Annotated in this window: 8 protein-coding genes and 1 riboswitch; of the genes, 5 read left to right on the top strand and 3 right to left on the bottom strand. The window is 71.5% G+C overall.

The features are described 5' to 3' along the window. Positions 1-113: 113 nt before the first annotated feature. Entirely contained in the window at positions 114-1,661 is a 1,548-nt protein-coding gene (locus IDM40_RS01820; protein ID WP_193120146.1) for a polysaccharide deacetylase family protein, read from the bottom strand. A gap of 241 nt (positions 1,662-1,902) precedes the next feature. Further along, a riboswitch (cobalamin riboswitch) is annotated at positions 1,903-2,115 on the top strand. 148 nt (positions 2,116-2,263) lie between these two features. Between IDM40_RS01820 and metE the strand changes: the two genes are divergently transcribed. Then, positions 2,264-4,546 (top strand): 5-methyltetrahydropteroyltriglutamate--homocysteine S-methyltransferase, encoded by a 2,283-nt coding sequence (metE, locus tag IDM40_RS01815; RefSeq protein ID WP_193120080.1) that lies wholly within the window; start codon positions 2,264-2,266, stop codon positions 4,544-4,546. A 101-nt stretch (positions 4,547-4,647) separates the two neighbouring features. Here metE and IDM40_RS01810 read toward each other — a convergent pair whose 3' ends face one another. Next, positions 4,648-5,787, bottom strand: coding sequence for a hypothetical protein (locus IDM40_RS01810; protein WP_193120079.1), 1,140 nt, complete (start codon positions 5,785-5,787; stop codon positions 4,648-4,650). Positions 5,788-6,353: 566 nt separating this feature from the next. Next, positions 6,354-7,418: a hypothetical protein gene (locus IDM40_RS01805; protein ID WP_193120078.1), complete on the bottom strand. Its 1,065-nt coding sequence runs from the start codon at positions 7,416-7,418 to the stop codon at positions 6,354-6,356. Positions 7,419-8,099: 681 nt separating this feature from the next. Here IDM40_RS01805 and IDM40_RS01800 point away from each other — a divergent pair. From IDM40_RS01800 to IDM40_RS01785, 4 genes are all read left to right on the top strand, one after another. Next, positions 8,100-9,056 carry a methionine ABC transporter ATP-binding protein gene (locus IDM40_RS01800; protein ID WP_193120145.1) on the top strand — a complete coding sequence of 319 codons (957 nt, stop codon included), beginning with the start codon at positions 8,100-8,102 and terminating at the stop codon, positions 9,054-9,056. Beyond that, complete coding sequence (locus IDM40_RS01795) at positions 9,056-9,781, top strand: methionine ABC transporter permease (RefSeq protein WP_193120077.1); 726 nt, start codon at positions 9,056-9,058, stop codon at positions 9,779-9,781. Before IDM40_RS01800 ends, IDM40_RS01795 begins: the two co-directional genes overlap by 1 nt. A gap of 60 nt (positions 9,782-9,841) precedes the next feature. Continuing rightward, positions 9,842-10,696 (top strand): MetQ/NlpA family ABC transporter substrate-binding protein, encoded by an 855-nt coding sequence (locus IDM40_RS01790; RefSeq protein ID WP_193120076.1) that lies wholly within the window; start codon positions 9,842-9,844, stop codon positions 10,694-10,696. Between the two features lie 155 nt (positions 10,697-10,851). Next, positions 10,852-12,249, top strand: coding sequence for a GH1 family beta-glucosidase (locus tag IDM40_RS01785; protein ID WP_193120075.1), 1,398 nt, complete (start codon positions 10,852-10,854; stop codon positions 12,247-12,249). Positions 12,250-12,269 lie beyond the last annotated feature (20 nt).

Below are 12,269 nucleotides of genomic sequence, written 5' to 3'. Positions count from 1 at the left end.
CCCTCGGAGCGGGCGCTCGCGCGGCTGCTGCGAGCAACATAGTGGACCGGCCCCGGCCGCCCCGGGCGCTGTCCACATGTGGTCAGCTCACCCGGGCGGCCCGCACGCGCGCCTCAGGCGTCCCCGCTGTCGGCACCGTCATCGGAGTCCTCACCGGAGTCCTCGTCCTCCTCCTCGGGGAGGCCGTCGACGTACTCCTCGCCGGGCTCCGTCTCCCCGAGGAGCTGGGTCACGGTGACCATCTCGACCCCGCGCGAGTCCAGCTCGCGCACGATCTCCGCCGAGGCCGTGATCGTCGTGGCGTGGATGTCGTGCATGAGGATGATCGCGCCGTCCTCGGCCCCGTCCAACGCCGCGTCGGCCACCTTGTCGGCGTCGCGGTCGCGCCAGTCGTTGGTGTCCACGCTCCACAGGATCTGGGCCAGCCCCATCTCCTCGGTCACCGACGCCACACCGCCGTCGGTCGCTCCGTAGGGCGGACGCATGAGGTCCATCTCGTACCCGGTCTCGCGCAGCACCAGGGCCTGCGTGGCGCCGAGGTCGCGCCGGGCCTCGTCCGCTCCGGCCCCGGTCAGGTCCGGGTGCGTGAGCGTGTGGTTGGCGAGCTCGTGCCCCTCGGCGTAGGTGCGGCGCAGGGTCTCGGGGTGCTCCTGCACCGGGTGCCCGGTCACGAAGAAGGTCGCGCGCGCGTCGTACTCGTCGAGCGTGTCCAGCAGGTCCGGTGTGCCGCCGCCGGGACCGTCGTCGTAGGTCAGCGCCACGCACGTGGTCTCGGAATCGGTGCAGTCCACGCTCTCGTCCACCGGGTCGACGGTGCCGGGCGCGGCGCCGGGGGAGGGGTCGTCTCCACCCTCGGGGGCGTCGGCGACCTCGAAGGTGTCCACACCCACCGTCGCGGCCCCGTGCACGCGCGTGCCCAGGTCCGACAGCAGCGGCTCGACCTCGGAGTGGTCCAGGACCGCGTGCACCCGGCCCTGCCCGGCGGGCGCCACCTGGCCGGCGTCGAACTCCACGACCAGGTCACCGTCGGGGTTGAACCCGACCGAGTCGTACAGGGCCGAGAGCGGGTACAGGCCCGAGACCTCGTCGGAGCCCACCTCGTCGTGAACGAGCGTGTTCAGCGCCGACAGGGCCTCCTGGTCGTCGAACAGGTGCGCGGACTCGTGCACCTGCCCCTGCTCGGCGTCGTACCAGTAGGTGGCGTAGGACTCGCGCTCGCCCTCGGAGTCGCTCTCGGTGGCGGTGACCCGCACCCCGACCAGGCCCTCCCGGGCCGCGGTCAGGTTCCACTCGGCCTCGTAGGAATCGGCGCCGGGGTTGGCGTCGTCGAACGCGGCGACCTCCGTGGACAGCTCCTCCTCCAGGTACTCGGCCAGCGGCTCCGCGCCGTCCAGCGCCGGGTAGGTCACCGAGGTGCTCACCGGACCGTCGTAGGACAGCTCCTGCTCCTGGAGCCCCTCGACCGCACCGGGGTCGACGACCGTCTGCCCGTCCGGTTCGCCGTCGGCCGGTGGAAGGTCCTCCTCCTCGCCGGGGAGCTCGTGTGCGCTCTGGGCGGTGTCCGCGGTGAGCAGGCCGGGGGGCCGGGTCGCCATGAGGATGAGTCCCAGCAGGAGCGCGAGGGCCAGCGCGACGGTGACGAGAGGGCGGTCGGGGGCCATGGTCGGAAGGGACCGCTTGTTCACCAGTCAAACTCCACGTTCTACGTCCTGCGTGCGCCAGGTCGAGGGGGACACGCCTCCCGTGCGCCACGCTCAATGACCGGGGTGTGCGGGGTCGGACCTGAAAAGGGTGGTCAGGGCCCTTTCGAAAGTCCTTGCACACACCGGGGTTCAGGGGTTGTCAGGGCCTTCCCTATACTCGCAGGTGTGGATGGTACACACGCTGCTCCCACGTCGGCAGAGCCGATATTTCGGGAAAGGCGTGTGTCGCAAGAGGGAACCCGGTGAGAATCCGGGACTGCCCCGCAGCGGTGAGTGGGAACGACAGTCGCCATCAGCACTGGGGAAACGCCCGACAGGGCGCGAACCGGGAAGCGGCGGCCATTAGGCCGGCCGGTGCACAGCACCGGAGACGCCCACGAGTCCGAAGACCTGCCTCCACCCGGCGGTGCAGACGCGCCGCCGGTGGTCCCGTGCCCCGAGGGAGGGCCGACGGACGGTGGGTACATGCCCCCTTGACGGGGGGCATTCGGCGTACCCGCAGGTCCGCTGTTGCTTCCTCGAGGCTGGTACCCGGCTTTCGACGAGGGAGAGAAGCTTCCATGACCACCGATACCACCTCCTCCTCCGGAGCTTCGGTCCGCTCGACCGTGCACGGCTACCCGAGGATCGGGCCCGACCGTGAACTCAAGCGCGCCACCGAGGGCTACTGGGCCGGCAAGGTGAGCGCCCAGGAACTGGACACCGTTTCGGCCGACCTGCGCGCCGCCGTGCTCACCCAGCTCCGGGACGCCGGGGTGGACGACCTGCCCTCCAACTCCTTCTCCCTGTACGACGGCGTTCTGGACACCGCGGTCCTGTTCGACCTGGTGCCGTCGCGGTTCGAGTCGCCCGCCGCCGCGGGGGACCGGGAGGAGTTCCTGCGCCGCTACTTCGCTCTGGCCCGCGGCGAGCAGGGCACCCCGCCGCTGGAGATGACCAAGTGGTTCGACACGAACTACCACTACCTCGTGCCGGAACTGTCCCCCAAGGTGCGCCCGCGCCTGGTCGGCGACAAGCCCGTCGCCGAGTTCCGCGAGGCGCTCGAGGCCGGACACCGGACCCGTCCGGTGCTCGTCGGCCCCCTCACGTTCCTGCTCCTGGCCAAGACGGCCGAGGAGGCCCCCGAGGGATGGCAGCCGCTCGAGCTGCTCGACCAGCTCGTGGACGCCTACGCCCAGCTGCTGGGTGACCTGGCCGCCGCGGGTGCGACCGAGGTCCAGCTCGACGAGCCGATCCTGGCCACGGACGAGGGCCGCGCCCGCCTGTCCGAGCTCGAGCGCGCCTACGCCCGTCTCGGCGGGCTCAAGGAGCGCCCGTCGCTGCTGGTCTCGTCCTACTTCGGTTCCGTCGGCGCGGACGCGCTGCGCGTGCTGAAGGCCTCCCCGGTCGAGGCGGTCGGCCTGGACCTGGTCACCGACGACGAGGGCGTGGACGACCTCGTGAAGGTCTCCGGACTGGGCTCCACCCGCCTGGTCGCCGGCGTGGTCGACGGCCGCAACATCTGGCGCACCGACGTGCCGGCCACCCTGGCCACCCTGGGCACGCTGCTCGGCCTGACCGACGAGCTCACGGTCAGTACGTCCTGCTCGCTGCTGCACGTCCCCGTCGACCTGGACGCCGAGACCGAGATAGACCCGAAGCTGCGCGGTGCGCTGGCCTTCGCCAAGCAGAAGGCGGGCGAGACCGCGCTGCTGGGCCGTGCGCTGTCGCAGGGCGGCGACGCCGAGCAGGCGGGCAGTGGGGCGGAGATCCCCTCCTTCACCGACACCCGCGTGCGTGCGCGCCTGGAGGCCCTGGGCCCGGACGCCACCCGGCGCCCCGAGGACCGGGACGCCTCGTCGCCGAACACGCTCACCACGACGACCATCGGTTCGTTCCCCCAGACGCCCGAGCTGCGCAAGGCCCGTGCCGCGCACCGCCGCAGTGAGCTGCCCACCGACGAGTACAACGCCCTCCTGCGCAAGGAGATCGACCGGGTCATCGCGCTGCAGGAGGACATCGGCCTGGACGTGCTCGTGCACGGCGAGCCCGAGCGCAACGACATGGTCCAGTACTTCGCCGAGCAGCTCGAGGGCTACGCGACCACCCAGCACGGGTGGGTGCAGTCCTACGGGTCGCGCTGCGTGCGTCCGCCCATCCTCTTCGGGGACGTCTCCCGCCCCGAGCCCATGACGGTGGACTGGATCACCTACGCGCAGTCGCGCACCGACAAGCCGGTCAAGGGCATGCTCACCGGCCCGGTGACGATGCTGGCCTGGTCCTTCGTGCGCACCGACCAGCCGCTGGGTGAGACCGCCCGTCAGGTGGGGCTGGCCCTGCGCGACGAGGTCGCCGACCTGGAGCGCGCCGGGATCCGCCACATCCAGGTGGACGAGGCGGCGCTGCGCGAGCTCCTGCCGCTGCGCGAGGAGCAGCGCCAGGCCTACCTGGACTGGGCGGTGGAGTCCTTCCGCCTGGCCACGTCCGGGGTCGCGCCGAGCACGACGATCCACACGCACATGTGCTACTCGGAGTTCGGCACGGTCGTGGGCGGCATCGAGGCCCTCGACGCGGACGTCACCAGCGTCGAGGCGGCCCGCTCCCGCATGGAGCTCGTGCAGGACCTGGGCGAGCGCGGCTACCGCCGTTCCATCGGCCCGGGTGTGTACGACATCCACTCCCCGCGGGTGCCCTCCGCCGACGAGGTCGAGGCGTCGCTGCGCCTGGCCGTCGAGCACATCGACGCCGGCCACCTGTGGGTCAACCCCGACTGCGGCCTCAAGACCCGCGGTTACGCCGAGGTCGAGGAGTCCCTGCGCAACATGGTCGAGGCCGCGCGCCGCGTGCGGGCCGACCTGAGCTGATCGGGTTCACCGGGCCCCGCGTCCGGGGTGCGGGGACCTGAACGACACGAGGGGGCCGCGGCGGTGCCGCGGCCCCCTTCCGTCACCGGTGGTGTCCCGGGTCAGTTGCCGACCTGGGCGAGGGCGTCCTCGCCGGCGGCGACCATGATGTCCTCGATGTCGTCCGGCACCGTGAAGTCCTCCAGCTCCGGCTCGTCGTCGTAGGAGCCGTGGATCTGGTACTCGATGCGGATGTTGAGGTTGGCCGAACGCACCACGAGCGTGGCCACGGGGATGTCCTTGTCGGCGAAGTCGTAGCCGTTGACGACGAAGTAGGCCTCGTCGCCCAGGTCGACCTCGCCCTCCTCCATGACCTCGTCCAGGAAGAGCGTGTGCTCGGCCGCGCCGGTGGCGTCCTCGATCGCACGCTCGTACTCGACGGCGGCCTCGGCGTCGGACTCCTCGTTGCTGAAGGGCAGCGAGTAGGCGACCGAGAAGCTGCCGTACCCCTCGGAGTCGTTGCCCTCGGGGGCGTCGGCCATGCTGCTGACGCACCGCGAGGTGTTGTCCTGGACCGACTTGTAGCCCTCCTCGGTGAGGAGGAAGTTGGTCTCCACGTCAGCGGTGATGGCCTCGCAGGGCTCGGAGGGCACGCTGTAGGGCGGTTCGCCGGCCGCGGTATCGCCGCCGCCCGGCTCGTCGTCCGTCGTGGGCTCGTCGGTGGTCTCGTCCGTCGCCTCGGTGGTCGGCTCCGGGTCCTCGGGGCCCAGGTCGCCGCCGGAGTTGTTGTTGATGAGGGTGACGATCACCGCGACCACGAGCACGATGATGACCGCGCCGCCGCCGAGCACGACCCAGAGGCTGGCCTTGCTGCCGCCGCCACCGCCCTGGGGCTGCTGCGGGGGCTGTCCGGGGCCGCCGGGGCCCATCGGAGCACCGGGACCTCCAGGGCCTCCAGGGCCTCCAGGACCGCCGGGGTAAGGGGGCTGTCCGCCGCCGTACATCGGCTGGCCCTGCTGGGGTCCGTAGCCGGGCTGCCCGCCGGGACCGTACCCGGGCTGTCCGCCCGTGCCGTATCCGGGCTGGCCACCGGTTCCGTACCCGGGCTGTCCGGGCATACCGCCGGGCTGGCCCTGGACGGGGGGCTGCCCACCGCTGGGGTCACCACCCGGGGGCGGGCCGTAGGGCGGCTGCCCCTCACCGTACTCACCACCGCCGTAGGGGTTCTGCGGTGGCTGGTTGTGAGGTCCGTTATCGCTCATGGCTCCCCTCGCCCGGTATCGCTGACCGGTGATGACTGTCTCGCCGTCTTGTGTGGGATGTATGGGTCCGCCCGTTGGTTCCACGGGTTTCCGCGCCCTCCACCGCCGCGGGCGAGAGACCGGTGTGGGGGAAGCGGGCCGGGGGAGTGCACCGCGGGGCGTGTGTGGGCCGGCGGTGGCACGGGGGCGGGGCCCGGTCCCCGAGAGCACCCCGCTGACCGGCGGATCCACCGCGGATCGGGATCGGGGGAGGGTGGCTCGGGACGCACAGCATCCTAACGCCGCGGGACGGGCGGCGGGGCGCCGGGGCAGGTCGAATGGGGTATTCGTGGCCCGTTTGTGCCGTTGGTCCTGAATGGCAGAGGCCGCGTGACGTGATCGTGACGGCGATTCGGCTGCACGCGTTCCGGAGGTGCGGTAATGCGCCAGGGCCTGCCCGGAGGCCGGATCTCGACCGGCGAGACGGCGGACGGCGCGGTCCTCACCGTCGGTCGCACTACACGCGGGTAGCGTCATCGGTTCCCGGGTCCGTGGCCGGATGCGGCCACGGGAGCCCGCCGCCAGGGTCAGAACATCGAGATGTGCACGTGGTCGAAGTGGTTCTCGGTGATGCTGCCCCGGTCGGCCATGTCGCGCCAGCCGGTGTCGCCGCGCCGCACGTCCCAGATCTGCTGCCGGTAGATCACGTACATGACACCGAGGTCGTCGGCGTTGTCCCGCGCCCACTCGGCGATCTCCCAGCCGCGGTCGATCTGCTCCTGGCTGGGCATCTGGCCGTCGTTGCTGAGCATGAAGTCGCAGGCACGCCCCTTGGGGTGCTCGCCGACGACCCAGCCGCCCTCCTCGCGGAAGCAGCCCACACCGCCCACGTCGTTGCCGCGGCCGAACTCCTCGATGCCGAGGTCGCGCATCTGCTCCGTGCGCGGGGTGATGTTGTCCGGCGGCTCCATGGGCTGGTTCGGGTGGTCGGCGATGAGCCGGTGGACCTCGTCGCGCTGTTCCTCCAGCTCCTCGAGGTCCTCCTCGGCCTCGGCCAGGCGCTCCTCGGCGTTCTCCTGCGCGACCCGGTCCCGGCCCAGCGCCTGCTCGAGCTCGTCGATCTTGTCCTGGTTGGAGCCGGACAGGTAGTCGATCACCACTGCGCGGTCCATGATCACGTCCGGGTCGGCCTCCACGAACAGCGACAGCGCCGGATCGATGCCGCCCGCGGTGTAGGTCGCCACGGCCAGCGAGCGCACCTGCTCCTCGGCCTCCGCGACCTCCTCGCGGGTGCCCTCGGAACGCTCCTCGGCGCGCTCGGCCTCGTCCATGACGCCTTCCATGTCACGGAGCTCGCCGTCGTACTCCTCCGCCAGCGAGTCGGAACGGTCCCGCAGCGAGTCCATGTCCTCGGTGTCCATGGGCAGCGCGGCCGAGGCCGGGGTCTGCGGGGCGGTGACCAGGACCGTGCCCATCACCACGCCGAGCGCCCCTGCTCGCACACGCCCGGGGCGCCGCGGCCCGCGCAGGGCCGAGGCCAGTTCACCCCAGGACCAGGTGGGAGGATCGGGCGCCCAGAAATCGGCGTAGGGGTCCCCGTCCGGGTGGGCGGCCCGGGAACCGAACGCTCGGTCGAGGTCGTCGGACTGCACGGTGTGGTCGCTCCTTGTGCCCGACCGGACCCCCGGCGGGCAGGGGTGGTGCGGGTGCGGCGTCGGGTCGTCCCCGCGCCCCGCTGGGCGGGCCGTGTCGTCACCGGGGGGATCCGTACGGGCCTCGCCGGGCGGGTCGTCTGCTCGCCCCGTGTCGCGCACGGGGCGAGGGGCGCGGGATGCACCCGAGTGTAGGCAATCGGCCGGACCGCGCGGGAGAAAGCACCCTAACCCGTGGGAGACATATGTGCGCAATGTGTCCCAAATAACGCGTGAGCTCGTACCGAATCTGGTGAAGCGACCAGTGTGTTCGTGGTTGTCTGGAACCGTGAAGGCTCTCAGGTACGTCACCACCGCATCCCATGCCGCCCAGGCGCACCCCGTGCGCTCCGGCGGCTGTTGTCGCGTCCCGTCCTGACGAGCCCCGGGCCTCCCGGCCCGGGTGTACCCGAGTCCGCCCGCACACGGGCAGGGACTCGTTCTCCGGCTCCACAGCCATCCGCGCCGCCACGCGCCCACCGCGGCCGTGTGCCCGGCGCGCCGCCGACGCCGCCTCCTGGCCGCTCCGTACGCTCGGGGGTGGGCGTCATCCCCACGCTGTGAGTCCCGTCCCCGCGACCCCCTGGACCGGGGCCGAGACACCACCGCTGAGACGTCGATGGGAAATCCGTGATTGACGCAGTGGGCCTGCAGAAGGTCTACAGGTTGAAGAAGAGGCAGGTCACCGCTCTGAACGGTGTCGACCTGCACGTACGTTCCGGCGAGATCTACGGGGTGGTGGGCCAGAGCGGAGCGGGTAAGAGCACGCTCCTGCGCTCGGTGAACCTCCTGGAGCGCCCCGACCACGGGACGGTGGAGGTCGACGGCGAGCAGCTCACGTCGCTGCACGGCTCCGGCCTGCGCGCGGCCCGCCGCCGCATCGGTATGGTCCACCAGCACTTCGCGCTGCTGTCCTCGCGCACGGTCGCCGGCAACGTGGCCTTCCCGCTGGAGGTCTCCGGTGTCGGCCGGGCCCAGCGCAACGCCAAGGTCGGCGAGCTCCTGGAACTGGTTGGCCTGGGCGACAAGGCCAAGGCCTACCCCTCCCAGCTCTCCGGCGGCCAGAAGCAGCGCGTGGGTATCGCCCGGGCCCTGGCCTCAGACCCCAAGGTCCTGCTCAGCGACGAGGCGACCTCGGCGCTGGACCCCGAGACCACCGAGTCGATCCTGTCCCTGTTGCGCCGTCTGCGCGACGAGCTGGGGCTGACGATCCTGCTCATCACCCACGAGATGGACGTCATCAAGCGCATCTGCGACTCGGCGGCGATCATGGCCGACGGCGAGTTCCTGGAGTCGGGCCGCGTGCTGGACCTCATCGGCACGCCCGGTTCCCTGCTGGCGCGTTCGCTCTTCCCGCTGCCCGACAACGGCGGTCCGGACACGGTCGTGGTGACCTACCCGCGCTCGTTCGACCAGCCGTTCATGTCGGAGCTCACCCGCCGTTTCGACGTCGACGTCAACATCCTCGGCGGCGGCGTGGAAGAGGTCGCCGGGCACTCCGTGGGCCGCCTGAGCGTGGACCTGCTCGGCAGCCGCCGCAACGAGGCGATCGACTACCTGACCCAGCAGGGCCTGCTGGTCGAGGAGGCCGGACAGTGATGACCAACCCCGCCGATCTCCTGCTCCTCGCCTCCACGGCCGACGCCAACCCGATCGTGGACTTCGTGCGCGAGTGGCCCGCCATGTGGCCGGAACTGTGGTTGAGCACCCAGGACACCATCTACATGGTGTGGTGGGCGACCGTGTTCAGCGTGCTCTTCGGGCTGCCGCTGGGTGTGCTGCTGGTGACCACCGACCGGGGCGGGCTCACGCCGGCGCCGGCCGTGCGCGCCGTGCTCAGCACCATCGTCAACATCGGGCGTTCGCTGCCCTTCATCGTCCTGATGGTGGCGGTCCTGGCACTGACCCGGCTCCTGGTGGGCACCACACTGGGCCCGACGGCGGCGATCGTGCCGCTGAGCATCGGTGCCATCCCCTTCTTCGCCCGCCTGGTGGAGACCTCCCTGCGCGAGGTGGACCGGGGCGTGATCGAGGCCGCGCACGCCATGGGCACCCGCAAGACCACGATCGTCGGCAAGGTGATGCTGCCCGAGGCCATGGCCGGCCTCATCGCCGGTCTGGTGATGACCGTGGTCACGCTGATCTCCTACTCGGCCATGGCCGGTGCGATCGGTGGCGGTGGTCTGGGTGATCTGGCCATCCGCGAGGGGTACCAACGGTTCAACGACCAGTATCTGTGGGCGACGGTCATCCTGCTGGTGATCATCGTCCAGGTCGTGCAGAGCCTGGGCGACCTGGTGGTGCGCCGCCTGTCGCGCCGCTGAGCCCGATCCGCCCCCCGCACCCCCTCACGTGTGTGTTTCGTCCATCGGAGGGAGAAGGCCATGACAGGGAGCATCCGGTCACGTCCGGTGCGGGGGGCGGCGGTCGCCGCGGCCGGCGCGGTGGTTCTGGCCGCGTGCGGGAGCCCCAGCGAGCGCGAGGACGAGGGCGGTGACCTGACGACGCTGCGTGTGGGGGCCACGCCCCTGCCGCACGCGGAGATCCTGGAGTTCGTCGACGAGAACCTGGCCGAGGAGGAGGGCCTGTCCCTCGACATCCAGGAGTACACCGACTACAACCAGCCCAACGCCGCGCTCACCGAGGGCGAGCTGGACGCGAACTACTACCAGACCGTGCCCTTCCTGGAGACCTATCTGGAGGGCAACCCCGACGCCGACCTGGAGTACGTCGCCGACGTGCACCTGGAAGCGCTGGGCCTGTACTCCGCGGGTGAGGAGTCCCTGGACGACCTGCCCCAGGGCGCCGAGGTCGGGGTGCCCAACGACGCCTCCAACCTGGGCCGCGCCCTGGATCTGCTGGCGGCCGAGGGCGTCGTGGAACTGGACGAGGACGCCGGCCAGGTCCCCGGCGAGGGCGACATCACCGGCAGCGACCTCGACGTGGAGATCACCCCGGTGGAGGCGGCCCAGCTCCCGCGTTCGCTGGAGGACCTCGACGCCGCCGTCGTCAACGGCAACTACGCGCTCGAGGCCGATCTGCCGGCCAACGCGAATGTCCTGGCCTGGGAGGACAGCGAGGACAACGAGTACGCGAACGGCCTGGTCGTACGGTCGGAGGACCTCGACTCCGAGGACGTGCGCACGCTCGACGAGCTGTTGCACCGGCCCGAGGTGCGCGAGTACATGGAGGAGACCTGGGACGGCGTCGTCGTCCCGGTCGGTGAGACCGCCGAGTGAGCGCCCGTGGTGGCCGGCCCGCCCGGCCACCACGCCCCGCCCCTGACCGTCGCCGTCCACAACCCCCTGACTCTGTTGACACCGGGGGAGTGGTCTGCTTCTTTGGTTGGGAGCGCTCCCAATCCCCCCCCCACCACGGAAGGTGCTCCGACGCAGTGAACGACAGCAGCGCATTCCCCGACGGTTTCCTCTGGGGCGCGGCCACCGCGTCCTTCCAGATCGAGGGCGCGACCACGGCCGACGGCCGGGGCCGCAGCATCTGGGACACCTTCGCCGAGACCCCGGGCAACGTCCTGGGCGGCGACACCGGCGACCCGGCCGACGACCATTACCACCGCTACGCCGACGACATCGCCCTCATGCGCGACCTGAACCTGGGCGCCTACCGGTTCTCCGTCGCCTGGCCCCGTGTGTTCCCGGAGGGGAGCGGAAAGCCCAACCGGGCCGGGCTCGACTTCTACGACCGGCTCGTGGACACCCTCCTGGAGGCCGGCATCCAACCCTGGGCGACCCTCTACCACTGGGACCTGCCCCAGGCCCTGGAGGACGCGGGCGGCTGGCCCGCGCGCGAGACCGCCCACCGCTTCGCCGAGTACGCACGTACCGTGGGGGAGGCCCTCGGTGACCGGGTCTCCCACTGGATGACCGTCAACGAACCCTGGTGCGCGGCCTTCCTCGGCCACCTCGACGGGGTGCACGCACCCGGCCGGCGCGACGCCCCCGCCGCCCTGGCCGCCACGCACCACCTGCTGCTCGGCCACGGGCTGGCCGCCGAGGCCCTGCGGTCGACCGGGCACCCCGCGCGGGTCGGCCTGGCGCACAACCAGGCCGTGATCCGCCCCCACGGTGCACGGGCCGAGGACGTGCGCGCCGCCCGCAGGGCCGACGGCGTGCGCAACCGCCTGTTCACCGACCCGGTCCTCAAGGGGCGCTACCCGGCCGACGTCGTGCGCGACCTGTCGGGCATCAGCGACTTCTCCTTCGTGCACGACGGGGACCTGGACACGATCTCCGCGCCGCTGGACTTCCTCGGCGTCAACTTCTACTCACCCGAGACCGTCGCCGGCTCCGCCGAGGGCCTCGACCCCGCCCTGGTCAGCGGGCAGGGCGGGGCCTGGCTCGGCGCCGACCCCGAGGAGGTGCACGTCTCCCAGGGCCTGCCCGTCACCCACATGGGCTGGGAGATCGACCCCAGCGGCCTCTACGACGTGCTCGTCCGCCTGGCCGGGGAGAGCGGGGACACCGACCTCTACGTCACCGAGAACGGGTGCGCGTTCGAGGACACCGTCACCGCCGACGGCAGGGTGCACGACCCCGACCGCCGCGACTACTACGAGGCCCACCTGAGGGCGGCCCGCGAGGCCCTGGACGCCGGGGTGCCCCTCCGCGGTTATTTCGCCTGGTCGCTTCTGGATAATTTCGAGTGGGCGTGGGGATACTCCCGCAGGTTCGGGCTCGTACACGTCGACTACGCGACCCAGGAACGCGTGGTCAAGGACAGCGGCCTCTGGTACGCCGAGCTCGCCCGCACCGGACGTTTCCCCGATCGGTGATCCGGCGCCGCGCACCCCTC

Source organism: Nocardiopsis coralli, assembly GCF_014892575.1.
Classification (GTDB): Bacteria; Actinomycetota; Actinomycetes; order Streptosporangiales; family Streptosporangiaceae; genus Nocardiopsis; species Nocardiopsis coralli.
This window is presented reverse-complemented; position numbering and strand designations above follow the sequence as displayed.

Excerpts from the sequence above, each read along its gene's own strand:
- IDM40_RS01820 (WP_193120146.1), bottom strand. The coding sequence starts at position 1,661 with ATGGCCCCCGACCGCCCTCTCGTCACCGTCGCGCTGGCCCTCGCGCTC.
- metE (WP_193120080.1), top strand. The coding sequence starts at position 2,264 with ATGACCACCGATACCACCTCCTCCTCCGGAGCTTCGGTCCGCTCGACC.
- IDM40_RS01810 (WP_193120079.1), bottom strand. The coding sequence starts at position 5,787 with ATGAGCGATAACGGACCTCACAACCAGCCACCGCAGAACCCCTACGGC.
- IDM40_RS01795 (WP_193120077.1), top strand. The coding sequence starts at position 9,056 with ATGACCAACCCCGCCGATCTCCTGCTCCTCGCCTCCACGGCCGACGCC.
- IDM40_RS01790 (WP_193120076.1), top strand. The coding sequence starts at position 9,842 with ATGACAGGGAGCATCCGGTCACGTCCGGTGCGGGGGGCGGCGGTCGCC.